The following is a 17,567-nucleotide window of genomic DNA, read 5'->3' on the forward strand; positions in this document are numbered from 1 at the left end:
ATACAAGATCACACACTACCCGTTAGACGGAAGTTGGGGTACCTAACGAAGCCCTACTAGGAGGGCGGCGCGCCCACCGATCCCGGCTGTCGGCCAGTCTGAACTGGGCGTTGGCTTCGGCGGATGATTCCTGTGCGCCCTTCGAAGGTGATCACACGCCGCCGCGACGGGTGGATCTATGCCTACGTGATGGAATCCGGCGTTCTCGGGGCGCTGGAGCCCGCTGCGCTGTTCCGGCCGCGACCCTGCGACGAGGTCGTGGAACCGGCGGTCCGGCTCGATCTGGAGCCAGTCGTGTATAGCGCGGAAGACCCCCTGTACCAGGAGGCGTCGACCATCTTGCGCGTCGGGTGGGCCCCACTCTCTGGGAGCGTGATCCCGACAGGGCAGATTGAGCTGGACCGCTGGGCTACAGTGCTCAGTTGGGGACCGAACAGTTGCCGAGGGGGCAGCTTCGTGGTTCGGGGGGACCCCATCGGGGAAGGGACCTGTGTCTGTGACGGAGTCGCTGCGCCCACTGACACGGCCGCGCATCTACGAGCAGGTGGTCGCGAGGCTGCGGGAGTACGTGGAGCGGGAACACCTGCACGCGGGGGACAACCTGCCCCCGGAGCGTGAGCTCGCCGAGCGGCTGGGCGTCAGCCGCACTTCGGTACGGCAGGCCATCGTCGCCCTCGAGGTGCAGGGCCTGGTCGCGGTGCGGCACGGCGGCGGCACATATCTGCTGCGCGACCGGCTTGACGCCGAACCCCTGGAGACGATGATCGACCGGCGGCGCCGGCTCCCGGACGTCCTGGACGCCCGGGACGCGCTGGAGACCAAACTCGCCGCGCTCGCAGCCGCACGCCGCACCGACGAGGACCTTCGGGAGATCGACGCGGCCCTGACGGCCATGGCCGAGGCCATCGACCGCGGCGAACTCGGCATCTCCGAGGACAAACGCTTCCACGCCGCTGTCACCGCGGCCGCCCACAGTGCGCTGCTCGCCGCTTTCATGGCGGAGATCGCGCTGCCCATCGCCGAGAGCCGTGCCGAGTCACTGCGTCAGCCCGGACGCCCGGCGCTGTCGCTGGAACAGCACCGCGGCATCGCCGAGGCGATACGCGCGGGTGACCAGGAGGCTGCCGCGCACTCGATGCACCACCACGTGGTGACCGTCGGCCACGTCAAATTGCTGGGCTGGCAGGCAGAGGCCACGGACTGATCAGCGCCTGGACGGTGTGCTTCCGGACCGATGACGTCCAGGCCACGGCGGAGGCCGTCGAGCGGCGGCCCGTGTCGGCCGCGGACGTGCCGGACGGCGGCGGGATTGCGGCTCGCGGACACCTCGGATGCGGTGTGCGCGGTGCTCCATGCTCTGCTTCAACGCCTGGATGCGGCAGGGCAGATGACAGGCAGTTGCAGGCGGCGCGGCCGGGGCGGTCGGCCGCTTGGTGATGCGCCCTCACTCACGGCCACGCGCCCCCTTGACATGTCCGCAGCAGGGTAGCACCCTCACCGCAATTCACTCATTGGTCCAGTGGTTCAACCAGTTGCCCGGGAGGCGTCATGACCGCACCTGCGCCCTCTGCCACCACCGTCCCCGAAGGGATGTACAGACACCGCCGCCGTGCCGTGGTCGCCAGCACGGTGGGCACCGCGATCGAGTGGTACGACTTCTTCCTCTACGGCACTGCCGCCGCTCTGGTGTTTCCCCACGTGTTCTTCCCCGGCTCGGACCCGTACACCGGGGTGCTCGCCTCGTTCGGCACGCAGTTCGTCGGCTTCGCGGCCCGTCCGCTGGGGGCCGCGATCTTCGGGCACGTCGGAGACCGGATCGGCCGCAAGTCCACACTCGTGACCACCCTCGTCCTGATGGGGGCCAGCACTTTCCTCATCGGTGTACTGCCGGGCTATGCCTCCATCGGCCTCGCCGCACCCGTACTGCTGGTCCTGTTGCGGATCGCCCAGGGCATCGGTGTAGGCGGCGAATGGGGCGGCTCGGTCCTGCTGTCGATGGAATGGGGCGACGAGCGCCGCCGCGGGCTGATGGCCAGCTGGCCGCAGCTCGGCGTACCGCTGGGTCTTCTCGCCTCGACGGGCATGGTCAAGATGACGAACGCGATGTCCGGCGACGGCTTCGACAGCTGGGGCTGGCGGATACCCTTCCTCGCCAGCGTCGTACTGATCGGCATCGGGCTCTATGTGCGGCTGCGCGTGCTGGAGAGTCCGGCCTTCACCGAGGTGAAGCAGGAGCGCGTGGTGGTGCGCCAGCCGGTCTGGCGCGTGCTGCGGCACCAGCCGCGCGCCGTGCTGACCTCTGCCTTCGTCCGGATGTCGGAGCAGGCGCCCTTCTACCTCTTCATCACCTTCGTGCTCACCTATGGAACGCAGAAGCTGAGTATCCCCAGAGGCGACCTGCTGAACGACACGCTCGTCGCGGCGGCAGTCGGGTTGATCACCGTCCCGCTCTTCGGCCACCTGTCCGACCGTTTCGGGCGGCGCCTGGTCTACGCCATCGGTATCTGCTGCACCGGGCTGTTCGCGTTCCCGTACTTCGGTCTGCTCAACACCGGCAGCTCCGGTCTCGTACTCCTCGCGATTGTGCTCTCCCTGGTCTTCCACGACATCCAGTACGGTCCCCAGGCCGCACTGATCGCCGAGGGGTTCGGGACCAACGTCCGCTACAGCGGTGCCGGGATCGGATATCAACTCGCCTCGGTGATCGCGGGCGGACCAGCGCCGCTCATCGCGGCGGCGATCCTCGAGCACACCGGCTCCAGCACAGGGATCAGCTGGTACATCGCCGGCTGCTGCGCGGTCGCCGTGATCGCGCTGTTTTTCATGCCACGTCAGGCGCCGGCGCTCACGGCCTCGCACGGTACGGCTCCGTCGCGCAGCAAGGCCGCGTCCTCGCCGGGAGAGCTCTGACCGGCGGGGCGGTACAGACCTCGACCCGGTCGGGGCCGTACTCCCGAATCCCCGTTCTCCGATCACGCGGCTGTTCTCGGGTTCGTCCCGGGGATGGTCACGAGATCCCGATGCGACAGTAGCGGTCCGGGAGGCGGGCGCGCGCAGGACCGGGCAGTGCCAAGCCTGTCCCTGCCAGGCAGCCGTCGATGATCCGGGGCTTGTAAAGCTGACGATTTCGTTGCCGGATGAACAGGCGGAGGAACTGAAGCCGCTCACGCCCGGCAAGGGGGAGACCTCGGAGTTCGCGTCGCGGGCGATCGCCGGCGCGCTGGCGCAGCGACGGTCCGACCGGTTCTTCGACGCATATTTCGCCGAGGTGGGGACCCGTCATCGGCCGATGAGGCGTGGATCGAGGCGCAGTTCGCGGAGCGCCGCGCAGCCAGATGCGAGTGCCGCGGGAAGGGGTTGATGCTCGACACCGGTGCGCTGATCGCGATCGAGAGGCGAGGCCCGGGTCGTCGGGCTGGTCCGCCGGGCGATCGCCGAGGGCATGACGGTATCGGTGCCGACCGTGGTCAGCGTGCAGGCCTGGCGAGGCGGTCCTTGCCAGGCGCTGCTGTCCGGTTTCCTGTTCAGGGCGAAGCTCGATATTGTCGGGTACGGGCTGGAGGACGCGAGGGCAGTGGGCCGCAAGATTGCCGAGCGCGGGCACCCTGATGTCGTTGACGTGTTCGTGGTGCTGCACGCCAACGCCCGCCACCATGCGGTGGTTGCGTCCTATCCCGAGGACATCGTCAAGATTGGCCCGAAGATCCCCCTGATCGCTGTGTGATCGGCTCCGCAGGGAAGGCGTGCACCGACCTACTCGTGACCTACGGCCTGTACCGGCGGGCAGCTTGATCATCTGTAGGAGCATGAGACCCGATCATGCGGGACTGCGGTCGGGGGCATCGCCCGAGGTCAGCTGCGGTGAAGGGGTTTTGAGGCGCTACGCCCCTCAGGTCACGTCGTCTCACCGTCGGCGCGGTCGTCGTCAGCGTCCGGCTGCGCGGGCAGGGCCTGGCCGGCGGACACCGATTCCACTTTGCCGATGTCCTGCGGCGTGAGGTCGAGGTCGGAGATCTCGCCGTCGCCGGGTCCCTCTGCCTCTCTTCGGGCCTTGCGCCGGTCATTGAGAAGCGAAAAGACAACGGCGGCGAAATAGAACGCCCAGATCGGCGCGGCCAGCGCCAGCATGGTCAGCGGGTCCGTGCTCGGCGTCGCCACAGCCGAAAAGACCGTGATCCCCATGATCATGCCGCGCCACCAGCCGAGCATCCTCCGGCCGGACAGCACTCCGGTGAGGTTCAGCATCACCAGCAGCAGCGGCATCTCGAAGGAGAGACCAAAGACGACCACCATGCGGGTGACGAGGTCGAGCAGATCGTCCAACGGCAGCAGGTTGTCCACCCCGTGCGGGGTGAAGCCGATCAACACCTTCGCGGTCGTGGGCAGCACCTTGTAGGCGAAGAAGGCGCCGCCGAAGAACAGCGGGACGCCCGCGCCGACGAACGCGTAGGCGTATTTCCGCTCGTGCTTGTGCAGGCCGGGGGCAACGAACGCCCACAGCTGGTACAGCCATACCGGCGAGGCCAGCACGACGCCAGCCATCAGGGACACCTTCAGCGCCAGGGTGAAGGGTGCGAGCAGACCGCTGATCGTGATCCGCGCGCAGGTGGTGTCCGCGGTCTGCTTGGCCAGATCGGCGAAGGACGTCGGGCAGCCGACCGAGTCCAGCACCGGCCTGGTCAAGAAGTTCACGAGGCCCTTGTAGTAGAAGGCCGCGGCGATCGTGACGACCAGGATGGCAAGGACGGCCTTGGCGAGCCGGTTGCGGAGCTCACGAAGGTGCTCCGCGAGCGGCATCCGCCCCTCGGGATCCTTCTCCTTGTTGCGGGCCGACTGGGGCACGCCACGTCCTCATCTCGTGCGGCAGACCGGAGACAACCGGCCCTGCGTTAGTACTTGATCGGTCTCCGTCACCCGGTGGGGCGCGGGCTCGCCACGGCGCCGGTTGCGGCCGGTAGCGCGTCCAGGAGGCAGTTGGTCCAGGTCGGCACCACTTACTGCGAGCTGATCTGCCTTGCCCGGCCCGAGGATGGACGGCTCACGAAGGTCCTCGGACCGTCCACTGTCACGCGCCGCGCTCGGGCCGGGAAACAGCGCTGCTCCGGCCAAGACGTCGGCCTATGCCGCAGACAACGACGCGGGCGGCCCGACAGTGCGAGAGGTGAGCCGGCCGAAGAGGCTTCGGGCAGCGTCTCGTGCGGGGATGAGCCAGGAGCGCGCAGGACCGGGCTCAGCCTCCGTGGCTGGTCGTGCTGTCCGTGGGCGCGGTGCGGGTGGTGGCGGTGTCTCCGGGAGCGCCCGGGATCGTCCGCTGTCCCGGTGCAGGCTCGGGCTCGGGGCGTGGCTCGTTTGACGCGCCGTCGTCCTTCATGGCCTTGGTCTCGCTCTTGAGGATCCGCATGGACTTGCCCAGCGCCCGGGCCGTGTCGGGTAGTTTCTTCGAGCCGAAGATCAAAACCACCACCGCGACCAGGATCAGCAGGTGCCAGGGCTCCAGCGCATTGCGGAACATCGTCACACCACCCCTTCGAACGCGTCGGCCTTCATACCTGCCTCGGCGATCCGTGCCGCTTGTTCCTGCGCGGCATCGGTGGGAGCGGGAGCGCCCGCGGCACATCGTGTCTTGCTGCCCCCAGCATGCCCCCATGGCTCTCCGGGCGCGCGCAGAGCCCCGGCCGCCGCCCGAAGAAGCGTCCAGCCCACGACCGGGCCTTGCGGAAGGTTGACGCGGCGGAAGGCGCACACCTTTGGCCGCGGACGACGGCTCGCCGCCGCGGGCGGGCGCGTCCAGCACGGTTGCCCGTCCGCCGATACGGCGAAGAGTTCCCCCTCCGCGTCCCGGCCGCACTCGGCCGGGACATCACGCTGCTGGACGCGGTCGATGTCCACGACCCGGCAGGACTCTGCACCGGCGGATGGCCAGCACTCGTCGTCGCAGAAGGGGATACGCAGGAAGTGGCTGGGCAGGCCGGCGTCCGTGCCCGCACCCGCGGTCTCGTGCGCGGGCGCCTGGGAGGAGGTATCCCGGTGCACTTGGCACGGCGGTTTCACCGGTGTCCGCCGCCCGCGCCATCGGGAGATTCCCACGGGGTCGTCCAGCCAGGCCTCGCAAGTGAATTCGTCGCCGAGCTCGACCGGCAACGGGCGTACGGCGAGGCGCAGTTCGCTGCCTGTGACCTGCATGGCCACCTGCGCCGGCTGCCCGGCCCGCGGAGTGTGCGGGGGCGTTTGGGCCGGATGGAGGCCCAGCCGCTGCCCCTGCAAGCAACCACGTTCGGGCACCTGGAACAGCCGATGGGTCTTCGCGTTCGACCACGGTGCGTTCATCGGCTTTCCCTGGAGTGACCGTTCCTGTCGCCGACTGGCGCGATGTTCACGCGTGGCTGTCGGGCGTGGAAGGCGAGGCGAGTGGAGTTGGCCGGCTGCTGCGGGGGCGGGCCGGGTGTCGATGTCCTTGCGGTGCATGTCTCCTTCTTCCTGTCGGGTCGGGGTCGATTCAGATCCTGGGGCGCCCGGCGGCCGTCCAGGCGGCGTATTCCTGGCGGACGTAGAGACGGCGGCTGGGGGCGAGCGTGATCGCGTCGGGGTGGTGCGGGCCGGCCACCAGGTCGGGATGGCGGCGGTCGTGCAGGACGAGTTGTTCGGCGGTTTCTGCGGCGGCTGCGACCGGGCCGGGGCCGGGGTCGTCCAGGGCCATCCGGTCCATGAGGGCGGCCTGGCGTAGCCGCCAGGCGCGTTCGGCGGCCGTCGCATCGACCGGGGGGCCGGTGACGGGCCTGGCCTGGCGGCCGTCGCATTCGGCCCCGAGAGCGAGCACTTGGTGCATCTCGCGGCGCAGGTCCGGCGCATTCGCGTACGCCTCGTGCGGGGGCGGGGCGCTGATGCCTTCGCCGCTGTTCGGGGTGGCGTTCACGCTCATACCTCCGCCGGTTCGTAGGGGCTGGTACCGCAGCGTTGACACAGCACCGTGTCGTGGCCGGGGCCGTCGTGAATCAAGGGTCGACGGGTGTGCCGCGGACCGCCTGGGTACCTGGGGCCGGGCTCGAGCAGCCGTCGATGGGGCACGGCCTGTGGGTCGCGAAGGCCCACTCGGCGGGTCGTCGGGTGACCCGGCGTCGCAGCTGCCCCCGGTGACCCGTCGCTGTGCGGCAGTGCCGGCCCCGGCAGGGGGTCGCAGCTCGTGCGGAACGTCCGGCCCGGTCATGGCGAGCACCTCAGGCAGGCGCGGACTTCGCGGCCGCTGCGTGTCTGGTGGACTTCGGTCGACTGAGCGAGGTACTGGACGATGCCGGTGCCGCGGCCGTGTTCGTCGGGGGCGATGTCGGGGCGATGGTGTTCCACGGTCGTGCCGGAGTCAGTGACCACAATGTGCAGAGTGCCGTGGTCGAGGACGAGTAGCAGGGTCATGCGCTCGTGGCCGTACTGCGCGGCGTTGGCGGCGAGTTCGTCGACGATGAGAACGGCGGAGTCCCGCTCGCTTGCGGGCACACTCCAGGTCTCCAGCAGATCGGCCGCGAAGTGACGAGCGGCGGAGACGTGCGCCTCCTGCGCGGGCAGGGTGAGCAGCGCCTGGTGCCGGCAGGGCTGGCCGAGCAGTGAACTCGGGCTGGGAGAATCGGTCACAAACATGGTCTTCTGGCTCTTCTGTGGATGTGCGGAGGCCGGAACGGGGGAGACCGCCAACAACTTCGGGGCGGTCGGTGGGCGGGATCCTGCATGGGCGCGCTCATTGAGTTCCACGGGCGACGCATGCCGAACGGTTCGAGTCATTCGCCCCTTTTGTTCAACCTCTTGCGAGCCTGTCAATGCCAGCGGCCTGGCTGGACTCACTCGCCTCTGTCAGAGCTCGATGCCGTACTCGGCCGAACCAGGAACCGACGGCTCGGTCTCCTCGCCCGTGATCTCCCGGACGGCCTTGCGGGAACTCACGCCGTAGAGCCGGACGAACCTGCATGCCCACGTCTCGGCTCGGTCGCGACACTCGGCGTGCAGACATCCTGGATCCTCTCCTCCGGGCTGCACGGACTTCGGAGGAAAAGGAGACTCGAGGTCGCCGGCCGTTTGGTGAACCGCATACCGCTGCTCGCGCGGGGGAGGGGAGAACACCTCGGCCGGGCCGTCGTAAAGACCAGGGCGGCGAAACCGACCACTCGGACGGGGAGTGCACGCCCCGTCGGCGCACTCACGCATCAAGTCGGCTGAGGACTGGGCCGATTCGTTGGAGCCGGGGGTGAGGGTGACCAGGGCCCGGAAACCGTCGGCGCGCCGCGAGAAGGACCAGGGCGCCGGCTTCGGCCTCCTCCCGGTGACTCCACCCAGGACTGAAGGACCCCCAACCCGCGTCCAGGATGCTCTTGTTCAGGCCGGCCCTGGCGGCGGCGCCGTTCGGGCGGAACGCGCCGTCCTGGCCCGGGTCGGGCTTGGGCGCAGCCGTCTTGGTCATGCCCGCCGTGTTCAGTCGCTCGTGCGCGATCACGTCGTGGTCGCGGATCAGCGCGCGAGCGGTCTTGTGGTGGAAGTCGAGACGCTTCCTGCGGGCCTTGGCGTACACGTTGGCGACCTTCCGCGCGGCGGCCCGGTGCGCCTTGGTTCGGCGGCCGGTGCGTTGGGGGAACGTCGCGAGGTGCCGCTGCGCCTCAGCCAGCTCCTGCGCCACCGTGCCGAGAAAGCGCGGGTTCGGCTCGTGCTCGCCTTCGGTGCTCCCCTCAAAAGGACTCTGATGGTCATCGGCTGCACGTCCTCAGCGCGCTCCTTCAGCCTGGTCCACCGGCTTGAGGCGGCTCGCTTCTTGTCGGCTGGCCAGCCCCCCCTCGGCCCGCGGCACGACCCTTCGGTGGCGACGTCTTCTTGGCCTCTTGTGCCTCCGTGCGCTCACACCCGACAGCTGTGGTCGCGTCACGCCCGGATTGTGACCAGCTTCTGACCGTTGTCTGCGTGGATCTCGAAGTACTCGATGGCTCCCGGGGACATGGCGACCGCTCCTGGGATCGTGGTGCCGGGAGGGTACGTGCCTGCCCGCCAGGTAGCGACGTCCGTCCTGGATCCGCCGGGCCCGACCGCCTGCAGCCGGCAGGTGATTCCGGCGGGTGCCCCCTTGGCGGAGACCTGCAGGACACTGCCCCAGGCAGAGGGCCAGGCCTTCACCGAGGCGGAGACGCCGGTGGCGGGATCGCTTCCGGAGAAGGTGCGCCAGGCAGTCGGCGCGGTCGGCCCAGGCGGCGTCGCCTGACTGCCCACGGATCCGACAGCCGCCAGCCATGTGCCGCCGGCCGCTGCCGCGATCAACGTCAGCGAGGCGGCAGCGCCGGCCAGTTGCAGACGCCAGGTCCTGCGGCGCCGGGACGTGGCCTGCTGGAGCAGCCTCTCCAGCACACCCCCCTCTGGCACCTGCGACACCGCGGGCGTGGCGGGCCGTTCGGGCGGGGAGCCCTGCGCGCCTTCGGCTGCCCGTGCCACTAGCCGGTCGGCCAGGTCCCCGTCGGTCGTCGGCACCGTCTGGCCTGAAATTTCGGCTTCGGTCACCGTCGCCAGCAGCGCAGGCAATCCCACCAGCTGGGTGTGTTCGGCCCGGCATTCGGCGCATTCCGCGAGGTGGATGCGCACCCGTTCCATTTCCGCTGAGGGCAGCGTGCTCAGGACGTATCCTCCCAGCGCCAGCCGGAGGGCGTCGTGCTCCGCACTCATGGTCGCCACCTCTTGCCCGCCACGGTCATGGCTCGATCCCCCGTTCCTGCAGCGCCAGCCGCAGGGCGTGCAGGGCGTAGTACGTTCGCGACTTCACGGTGCCCAGCGGGATGCCCAGCACCTGCGCGGCCTCCGCCATGGTCCGGCCACGGTAGTAGGTCTCCAGCAGGACGGCGCGGTGGTCCGGGGACAGCGACCGGACCGCGTCGGCAACCGCCCAGCTCTGCAGTGCCTGCTCGATCTCGTCCTCGCCAGGTTTCTGCTCGGCGGCTCGCTCCAGCACCTCGCCGCCGGCCTCGGCCGGCCTGGCCTGCCGGGCCCGGTGGGCGTCGATGACCAGGTGCCGGGCGACCGTACACAGCCATGCCCGGGCCGGGCCGCGTGCGGGGTCGAACGCGGCGGGATGCTGCCACGCTCGCAGCATTGTCTCCTGCACCACATCCTCCGCCCATTGCCGATCTCCTGAGGTCAGTCGCAGCACGTAGTGGAACAGGGCTCCTGCGTGCTCCGCGTACAGGGTGCGCAGCAGTTCCTCATCTGCGGTCGAAAGGGTCCCTTTACCAGAGTCACGGTGCGCGGAGCGATCCGGATCGGTCCTTGGGCCACGCTTTCGGGAACTCCAGGGCATAAGCCGATCATCGCGCACATGTACCGCTTTGTCGTGTAACGCAGGGCGCGGTACTGGTGACACTCTGAGAGCGCCGCGGGCGATACGCCCATGCCAGGCCTTGCGACACCACAAGGACCAAGTGTGTGCGGCCCTCAGGGGGCCAGCTGATCTGCGGCGATACCAAGAGGTCTCACAAAAACTGCATATCTACCGAACCGTGAGAACCCCGCCGTCCGTGGAGCCGGACAAGAGCCGACTTAGGCGCAATTCCTCATCGATTCCCCATGCGACAAAGGATGGACCAGAGGTGACCGAAAAACACCACGCGACGCACGCACTTCTGGCGCCGGCCACGCTCACCCCGCCCCCGCCCCCGCGCATCGAAGTCGGCGCCACCGCACAGCCTCGGCCAGTGCTCGATCGCTGGGTCCGTAAGGCGCACGCGCCCATGAACCCGGCATCCACACACATCCCTGCGGTTGCGTGCGCCCAGCCGAAGCAGTCCCCGTCTCCGCCTGACCAGTGAGGAACGGACACCATGTACCTGAACTTTCGCACACCAGGCCGTCGATCACGGACTGCGGCCGGGCTGGCCGTCGCCTCCATCGCCACTGCCGGCGCGCTGGGGCTTCTCAGTTCATGCGGCCAGCCGTTGCATTCCTCGTCCACCGGAGCCGGCGCCATCACACCCGGACCGGGTCAGCACCAGACGGCAGGCATGCCCGGAGCCACGGGGCCAGGGAACACGGCGGGCTCCGCTTCCGGCGCCTCGCCGATGCCCAGCATGAGCATGCCCATGACTCCCTCGAGCACGGGCGTGCCAGCCGCACCGGTGACCGGGAACGCCGTGGCGATCAAGAACTTCGCCTTCTCCCCGGCCACGCTGAAGGTCAAAGTGGGCACGACGGTGACCTGGACCAACCAGGACACCGACGCCCACACCGTCACCAGCGCAGGATCGGGCGGCCCGTTGCATTCGGCCACCCTGGCCACCCACGCCACCTACAGCTACACGTTCACCAAGCCCGGCACCTACGCCTACCTCTGCACCATCCATCCGTTCATGACCGGCACCGTGGAGGTGACCTGATGACCGACTACTACGACAGTCACGACGAGGCATCGGCCGGAGACGCCGGTCAGCCCGATACCGAACACGGTATGAATCGGCGTCAACTCCTCCGGCATGCAGGGTGGTTCGGCGGCGCGGTGGTGCTGACCGTGGCCAGCGGAGAGGTGATCAGCCACATCGCGGACTCCCGGGGCACCAACGCCGGGGCCGCCGCCGGGGCCGTTGCAGCTGGAAGCGGCGCGCTGCGGTTCGTGCAGGTCTCCGACAGCCATATCGGATTCCAGGGCCCGGCGAACATGGACGTGGTCGGCTCATTCACCAAAGCGATCAACCAGGTCAACTCGCTCGGATTCAGACCGGACTTCGTCATGCACAGCGGCGACCTGACCCACCTGTCCACGGCCGGGCAGTTCGACCAAGTCAAGCAGCTGATGGCCGGAATGACGACAGACCGCATCTTCACCGTGCCGGGCGAGCACGACTCCATCGGCGATGCAGGCCGCGCCTACCGGCGGACCTTCGGCATGGGCACGCTCGGCGATGGCTGGTACAGCTTCGACACCCACGGCGTGCACTTCATCGCCCTGGTCAACACCCTGAGCCTGGAGAAGCTCGGCCACCTCGGCAACGAACAGATCGACTTCGTTCGCAAGGACATCGCCGGACTGTCGTCGGACACCCCCATCGTGGTCTTCAGCCACATCCCGCTGTTCGCCATGTACCCGCAGTGGGGCTGGAGCACCGACGACGCCCTCAAGGTCATCGCCCTCCTGCGCCGCTTCTCCTCCGTCACCTGTCTCAACGGGCACGTCCACCAGCTGTTCACCAAGACAGAGGGCAACATCACCTTCCACTCCGCCACCACCACCGCCTACCCCCTGCCCAAACCGGGCCGCGCCCCCGCCCCCACCCCGCAGGTCGTCCCTGCCCGGCAGCTCAAAGACGCACTCGGCATCCGCAGCGTCGGCTACCGCCAAGGCGACCGCGAACTGGCCATCAAGGATCAGAGGCTGGCATGAACACCCGGAGATTCCTCGCCCCCACCCTGCGGTCAGCGACCGCTGCAACCCTCGCTGCCAGCGGATACATCCACGCCCAGCTCTACATCGACGAGTACCGCTTCATCCACATCATCGGCCCCCTGTTCCTGCTCCAGGCCAGTGCTTCCTTCGCCCTCGCTGCCCTGCTGCTGGTCGGGACACCACCCCTGCTGCTGCGAACCGCCGCGGCAGTTGTCGCGCTCGGCGCCCTCGGCGGCTTCACCGCTTCGCGTACCGTAGGCGTGTTCGGATTCACCGAGCACGGTCTGCAGCCCGAGCCACAAGCCGTCCTCAGCCTCCTCGCCGAAACCGGCACGCTGCTGTTCCTCGCCATCTGGCAGGTGACCGTGACCAGACAACCCCGCGCTGCCCGACCGCCCGTCAGGACACCCAACTGAGCCACCACCCGCACACCACCCAACTGAACCACCACCACGAAGCCGCCCGGGATGCCTGCGTTCCGGCTCGGGGTGCGGCGGGACCGGCAAAGCCACACACCGCCGCACCCCGAGTTACCACGACAGAACGACACGGCAGCGCAGGTCGATCACGCGGGTGCTCACCGGTTGCCAGGATCTCGTGTCGGCCCAGGCACTGCACGCCCTGCTGCTTGCCGAAACCCCCTCGCTCGGCCTGACCACCGACCACTCTCTGCCACGCTCGCGAGCCGCAGGCGGACAGCGGTGTGGATGCCATACGCGAACAGACAGGCCGGCGGGGCGCACCGGCTGCGTCCCGCCGACCGGCACCGCCACCCCCAGCCGTGCCGCGGCTGCAGCACACCCCGCCCGCGGACACCGACATCGCCGAGAGGGCCAGTCGCAACGCTTGCGACATCGGCTTCGCCGCCGAACACACCGTCGACCTCACCAGCGCTATCTGCGCAGCCCGCCCCTCATTCCGGAACCAAGGAGTACCCCCATGTACCTGGAACCGCGCCCAGGAATCGCCTGGCCGAGCCCGCACCTCCGCGAACTCAAGGATGCCGTACGCGCCCTGCTCAGCCTGGACGACGACACCGCCGTCATAATCCGCCAACTCATCTGTGGCGACGTCGGCCACCCACCGCTGGAAACCGTCGTCGAGGTGCTGCCCATGGACGGCGAGGCCCATCGCTGGACGCTCCACCGCCCCGCTGAGCAGATCACCGAGAACGAGCTACGGGCCACCCTGCTCCACCACCGACCGTGCTGACCGGAACCTGACCTGACTGCCCCTGAATTCCGAGAACTGCGCGACGAGCGACTTGCGGTCACCTCAGCGGGTGTGCAAGCTGCCGGCGCGGTCGGTTCGGCGGTAGGTGTGAGCGCCGAAGTGATCGCGCTGGGCCTGGGTGAGAGCGGCCGGCAGTCGGGGTGTGCGCAGGGTGTTGTAGTGGGTGAGGGCGGCGGGGACGGGGACGCCGTCGCGGGCGGCGTGGGATACGACCAGGCGCCAGGGAAGCTGGGCGTTGCCGACTTCGTGTGCGAATCCTGGATCGGCGAGGAGGCTGGGCAGGGGGCGGCGGTGTAGGCGTCGCGGACACGGTCCAGGAACGCGGCGCGGATGATGTAGCCGGCACGCCAGACGGAAGCGACGGCGGCGAGTTCGACGTCCCAGCCGTAGGCGTCGCTGGCCTCCTTCATCTGGTGGAGGCCCTGGGCGCAGGACACGACCTTAGGAGCGTTCAGAGTCAAGCTGAAAAGAAACCACTGTCAGGTCGCGCCCGAGGGACTGCCGTCCGGTCGCGGGATCAGGAGTTGGAGCAGTCGTTCGAGCAGGGTGGGGAGGTCGTCGGTGGGGTGGGTGATCCAGTACTCGTGGGCGGTGAGGGTGGCGGTGAGCGCAGCGGCGCCGACCGCCGTGGGAAGCAGGTCGTCGGGGGGTGAGTCGAGCCGGGCGGCGGCGAACCTGGTGACTGAGGCGCGCCACTCCGCGTACCGGGCGGCTGCCTGGGCCTGCACTGCGGGAGCCGTCAGCAGCAGCTGCGCGCGATGCAGCGCCCACGTGTGCTCCTCCGGCGGATGATGGAGAGCGGCCGGAATCGCGCGGTAGAGCACCTCGTGATACGGCTCCTCCGGCGGCGCGGCATCCAGCAGTGCCTGCAGGCGGGCTTGCTCGGCAGACGTCTCCACCCACAGCACATCGGCCTTGGTGGTGAAATAGCGGAAGAACGTCCGCTGGCTCACCCCGGCGGCAGCGGTGATGTCCGCGATCGTTGTCTCGGCGAAGCCCTTGGTGAGGAACAGTTCCTGCGCGACCTCGGCCAGCCGATGCGCGCTGGTCAGAGCGGGGCGCCCGCCGAGATTGCCGCTGGTCCGGCCCCGCATGCCCGTCGAGGTTGCCATGCCTCCATGATTGCACGGCGAAGTCGCGGCGCTCTGAGGGGTTTACTTATGTCACAGTGCGCCATAACCTCTGCGAGCAGCGATCCGGATGTCAGTGTCGATGTCAGGAGGACGCCTCATGGGGCGAGTTGAGGGCAAGGTCGCGTTCGTCACCGGGGCCGCCAGGGGCCAAGGGCGAAGTCACGCGCTGCGGCTGGCGCACGAAGGCGCCGACATCATCGCGGTCGACACCACCGCGAAGGTCGACAGCGTCCCCTATCCCCTCGCCACCGCCGAAGATCTCGCCGAAACGGTCCGCCAGGTCGAGGCGACGGGTCGGCGCATCATCGCCGTAGACGCCGACGTCCGTGACGTTGCCGCGCTGACCAAGGCAGTCGACCACGGCGTGGCCGAGTTCGGGCGGCTGGACATCGTGCTGGCGAACGCCGGCATCTCCAGCCCGGCGCCCACGCTCGAGATGAGCGAGCAGACCTGGCAGGACATGATCGACATCAACCTCACCGGCGTCTGGAAGACGCTCAAGGTGTCGGTTCCGCACATCATCAGTGGCGGGCGCGGGGGCGCAGTAGTCATCACCAGTTCTCTGGCGGCGATCTACGCCAATGAGAACACCGCGCACTACAGCGCTGCGAAGGCCGGCCTGGTGATGCTGATGAAGATCATGGCGAAGGAGCTCGCCCCGCACCGCATCCGGGTCAACACCGTGCACCCGACGACGGTGGCCACCGAGATGATCCTCAACGACGCCACCTACCGGCTGTTCCGGCCCGACCTGGACAGCCCCACCCGCGCGGACTTCGAGGAAGCGGCCCGTACACTCAACCGCCTCCCGGTCGCCGCGCTCGAACCCAGCGACATCAGCAACGCGGTGCTCTACCTGGTCTCCGACGAGGGCTGCTACGTCACCGGAGCCACGCACGTCATCGACGCGGGCGGCGCACTCTGACGAGAGGAGACCCCGCAATGGGACTGCTGGACGGCAAGGTCGCGCTGATCACCGGCGCCGCTCGCGGCCAGGGCCGCTCGCACGCGGTGACCTGCGCGCGCGAGGGGGCCGAGGTCATCGTCACCGACATCGCGCGGCAACTACCCACCGTGCCCTACCAGATGGCCACCTCGGGCGATCTCGCCGAGACGGTCGACCAGGTCAAGGCCCACGGCAAGGTCGCGCTGGCCCTTGAGACCGACGTCCGCGACCAGTCCGACCTGGACGAGACGGTCCAGCGAGGCATCGCGGAGTTCGGCAAGATCGACATCCTGATCGCCAACGCCGGGATCTGGACCCAGGCACCGTTCTGGGAGCTCACCGATCAGCAGTGGGAGGAGATGATCGGCGTCAACCTCACCGGCGTGTGGAAGTCCGCGAAGGCCGTCGCCCCGCATATGATCGAACGCCAGACGGGCTCCATCGTCATCACCTCCTCGACCAACGGCCTGGAGCCTGGCCTGAACTACGCCCACTACGTCTCGGCCAAGCACGGCGTCATCGGGCTGATGAAGAACATCGCACTCGAGCTCGCCCCACACGGGGTTCGCTGCAACGCCATCAGCCCCGGAGCCATCAAGACCCCGATGACCGACCACCAGGCGGCGTGGGACATGTTCGCCGGCCACGAGGGCGGCACCGAGGCCGACATGATCGAAGGCGGCTACCACTTCCACGCGCTCAAGGGCGCCACCTTCCTCGACCCGCAGGTCATCGCCGACACCGCCCTCTACCTCAACTCCGACCTGGCTGCCACGGTCACCGGGGTCACCATCCCGGTCGACGCCGGCCACCTGCTGCTCACCGGGGTCAACGCGGAGCCCGTCAAGTAAAGCCAAGAGCTCGCGCAGATAGGCGGCGTGGGGAGCCCGGCAGTAGAGCGGGCACAGGTCCCGACGTTCACGGAGTTGCGACACTCTGTGACCGTCGGGGAGACCTGTGCCCGTCCTTCCCTCATGGCTGACCGGCCCGCTCCGGGACCAATTCGCCGCACTGCTGCCGCAGCGGCCCGAGTTCGCTCCGGCCACCCGCTGGGCTGCCACCGACGCCGGATCGGCGACCGGATCGTCTTCGACAAGCTGCTGCAAGTCCTTCGCTTCGGCTGCTCCTACGAGGCGATCGCGGACTCCACATGTTCGGCCACCACGATCCGAGGCCGCCGGGACGAGTGGATACGCCTGGAGCTATTCGCCCGGCTGAAGCAGATCGCGCTCGACGCCTATGGCCGCATCGTCGGTCTCCTCCTGGGCCAGATCTCCGTGGACGGCGCCATCACCAAGGCCCCCAGCGGCGGCGAGGCGGCCGGACGTTCGCCGGTCGACCGGGGTAAGCAAGGCATGAAGCGGTCGGGCATGACCGACGGCTACGGCATCCCGCTCGGCCGCGTCCTGGCCGGCGCCAACCGCCACGACTCGCCACTGCCGGCGGCGACTCCGGACTTGCTGACCGAACTTGGGCCACTACCGGACGAGATCACCGTGCACCTCGACGCCGGATACGACTCGGCGAAGTCGCGCACCCTGCTCGGCGAGCGCGGGCTGCACGGCCTAATCGCTTGGACGGGGGCCAAGGCACCGGTCCAGGCCACCCAGCGGTGGCACGTCGAGCGCACCCACGCCTGGCAGAACGCCTTCCACCGGCTCGCACGCTGCTACGAACGGCGGGTCAGCGTCATCGAGGCCTTCTTCGACCTCGCCGACACGATCATCACCGTCCGTAGCCTCATCCGTCGAGCCTGGACCACTCATCGCTGGAATACACGCCCCCAACGCCAACCATGACCGGTCGCCTACCTGCGCGGCCTCATAGCCGCGCACCGGGAGCCGTGTTGCCTCAGCGTCTATAGCGG

The 17,567-nt window shown here is 68.8% G+C and carries 18 protein-coding genes and 2 pseudogenes; 10 read left to right on the forward strand and 10 right to left on the reverse strand.

The annotated features are described in order from the left end of the window. Window positions 1-496 precede the first annotated feature (496 nt). From IEZ19_RS38735 to IEZ19_RS38745, 3 genes are all read left to right on the forward strand, one after another. Complete coding sequence (locus tag IEZ19_RS38735) at window positions 497-1,204, forward strand: FadR/GntR family transcriptional regulator (protein ID WP_189316132.1); 708 nt, start codon at window positions 497-499, stop codon at window positions 1,202-1,204. A 344-nt stretch (window positions 1,205-1,548) separates the two neighbouring features. Beyond that, window positions 1,549-2,910, forward strand: a complete 1,362-nt coding sequence (locus tag IEZ19_RS38740; RefSeq protein ID WP_189316089.1) for an MFS transporter — start codon at window positions 1,549-1,551, stop codon at window positions 2,908-2,910. Window positions 2,911-3,442: 532 nt separating this feature from the next. After that, on the forward strand, window positions 3,443-3,724 hold the full coding sequence (locus IEZ19_RS38745) for a hypothetical protein (protein WP_189316090.1): 282 nt from the start codon (window positions 3,443-3,445) through the stop codon (window positions 3,722-3,724). Window positions 3,725-3,894: 170 nt separating this feature from the next. On the opposite strand, the gene tatC is transcribed toward IEZ19_RS38745, so the two are convergent. The 8 genes from tatC to IEZ19_RS38785 form a co-directional block, all read right to left on the reverse strand. Further along, window positions 3,895-4,842, reverse strand: coding sequence for a twin-arginine translocase subunit TatC (gene tatC / locus IEZ19_RS38750; protein WP_189316091.1), 948 nt, complete (start codon window positions 4,840-4,842; stop codon window positions 3,895-3,897). 388 nt (window positions 4,843-5,230) lie between these two features. Next, window positions 5,231-5,512, reverse strand: a complete 282-nt coding sequence (gene tatA, locus IEZ19_RS38755) for a Sec-independent protein translocase subunit TatA (protein WP_189316092.1) — start codon at window positions 5,510-5,512, stop codon at window positions 5,231-5,233. 2 nt (window positions 5,513-5,514) lie between these two features. Continuing rightward, complete coding sequence (locus IEZ19_RS38760; RefSeq protein WP_189316093.1) at window positions 5,515-6,327, reverse strand: hypothetical protein; 813 nt, start codon at window positions 6,325-6,327, stop codon at window positions 5,515-5,517. A gap of 169 nt (window positions 6,328-6,496) precedes the next feature. Further along, complete coding sequence (locus tag IEZ19_RS38765; RefSeq protein WP_189316094.1) at window positions 6,497-6,913, reverse strand: hypothetical protein; 417 nt, start codon at window positions 6,911-6,913, stop codon at window positions 6,497-6,499. 287 nt (window positions 6,914-7,200) lie between these two features. Further along, window positions 7,201-7,623, reverse strand: coding sequence for an ATP-binding protein (locus IEZ19_RS51530; protein WP_229841304.1), 423 nt, complete (start codon window positions 7,621-7,623; stop codon window positions 7,201-7,203). 559 nt (window positions 7,624-8,182) lie between these two features. Next, window positions 8,183-8,656, reverse strand: a complete 474-nt coding sequence (locus IEZ19_RS38775; protein ID WP_189316095.1) for a transposase — start codon at window positions 8,654-8,656, stop codon at window positions 8,183-8,185. A 239-nt stretch (window positions 8,657-8,895) separates the two neighbouring features. Next, entirely contained in the window at window positions 8,896-9,684 is a 789-nt protein-coding gene (locus IEZ19_RS38780) for a zf-HC2 domain-containing protein (protein ID WP_189316096.1), read from the reverse strand. 25 nt (window positions 9,685-9,709) lie between these two features. Then, complete coding sequence (locus tag IEZ19_RS38785; RefSeq protein WP_189316097.1) at window positions 9,710-10,312, reverse strand: sigma-70 family RNA polymerase sigma factor; 603 nt, start codon at window positions 10,310-10,312, stop codon at window positions 9,710-9,712. A gap of 778 nt (window positions 10,313-11,090) precedes the next feature. On the opposite strand from IEZ19_RS38785, the gene IEZ19_RS38790 reads away from it, so the two are divergent. The 4 genes from IEZ19_RS38790 to IEZ19_RS38805 all read left to right on the forward strand — a co-directional run bounded on the left by IEZ19_RS38790 (window position 11,091) and on the right by IEZ19_RS38805 (window position 13,600). Further along, complete coding sequence (locus IEZ19_RS38790) at window positions 11,091-11,384, forward strand: plastocyanin/azurin family copper-binding protein (RefSeq protein WP_189316098.1); 294 nt, start codon at window positions 11,091-11,093, stop codon at window positions 11,382-11,384. Next, a complete protein-coding gene (locus IEZ19_RS38795; protein WP_189316099.1) occupies window positions 11,384-12,385 on the forward strand; it encodes a metallophosphoesterase family protein in 1,002 nt (333 codons plus the stop codon). The genes IEZ19_RS38790 and IEZ19_RS38795 overlap by 1 nt, the downstream gene beginning before the upstream one ends. After that, window positions 12,382-12,804, forward strand: coding sequence for a hypothetical protein (locus IEZ19_RS38800; protein ID WP_189316100.1), 423 nt, complete (start codon window positions 12,382-12,384; stop codon window positions 12,802-12,804). Before IEZ19_RS38795 ends, IEZ19_RS38800 begins: the two co-directional genes overlap by 4 nt. Window positions 12,805-13,327: 523 nt before the next feature. After that, window positions 13,328-13,600, forward strand: coding sequence for a hypothetical protein (locus tag IEZ19_RS38805; RefSeq protein WP_189316101.1), 273 nt, complete (start codon window positions 13,328-13,330; stop codon window positions 13,598-13,600). A gap of 63 nt (window positions 13,601-13,663) precedes the next feature. On the opposite strand, the pseudogene IEZ19_RS38810 reads toward IEZ19_RS38805, so the two are convergent. After that, window positions 13,664-14,076 (reverse strand): annotated as a pseudogene (locus tag IEZ19_RS38810) (NADP-dependent phosphogluconate dehydrogenase); the annotation flags it as partial. Window positions 14,077-14,100: 24 nt separating this feature from the next. Then, complete coding sequence (locus tag IEZ19_RS38815) at window positions 14,101-14,733, reverse strand: acyl-CoA-like ligand-binding transcription factor (RefSeq protein WP_229841305.1); 633 nt, start codon at window positions 14,731-14,733, stop codon at window positions 14,101-14,103. A 118-nt stretch (window positions 14,734-14,851) separates the two neighbouring features. On the opposite strand from IEZ19_RS38815, the gene IEZ19_RS38820 reads away from it, so the two are divergent. The 3 genes and pseudogenes from IEZ19_RS38820 (at window position 14,852) to IEZ19_RS38830 (ending at window position 17,499) form a co-directional block, all read left to right on the forward strand. After that, the gene (locus tag IEZ19_RS38820) at window positions 14,852-15,679 is read left to right on the forward strand and encodes a mycofactocin-coupled SDR family oxidoreductase (RefSeq protein WP_189316102.1); all 828 of its coding nucleotides are present in this window, start codon (window positions 14,852-14,854) and stop codon (window positions 15,677-15,679) included. Between the two features lie 17 nt (window positions 15,680-15,696). Next, window positions 15,697-16,551: a mycofactocin-coupled SDR family oxidoreductase gene (locus IEZ19_RS38825; protein WP_189316103.1), complete on the forward strand. Its 855-nt coding sequence runs from the start codon at window positions 15,697-15,699 to the stop codon at window positions 16,549-16,551. 106 nt (window positions 16,552-16,657) lie between these two features. Continuing rightward, a pseudogene (locus IEZ19_RS38830) lies at window positions 16,658-17,499 on the forward strand (IS5 family transposase). Window positions 17,500-17,567: the final 68 nt, after the last annotated feature.

The sequence above is a fragment of the Streptomyces brasiliensis genome, assembly GCF_014647875.1.
GTDB lineage: Bacteria > Actinomycetota > Actinomycetes > Streptomycetales > Streptomycetaceae > Streptomyces > Streptomyces brasiliensis.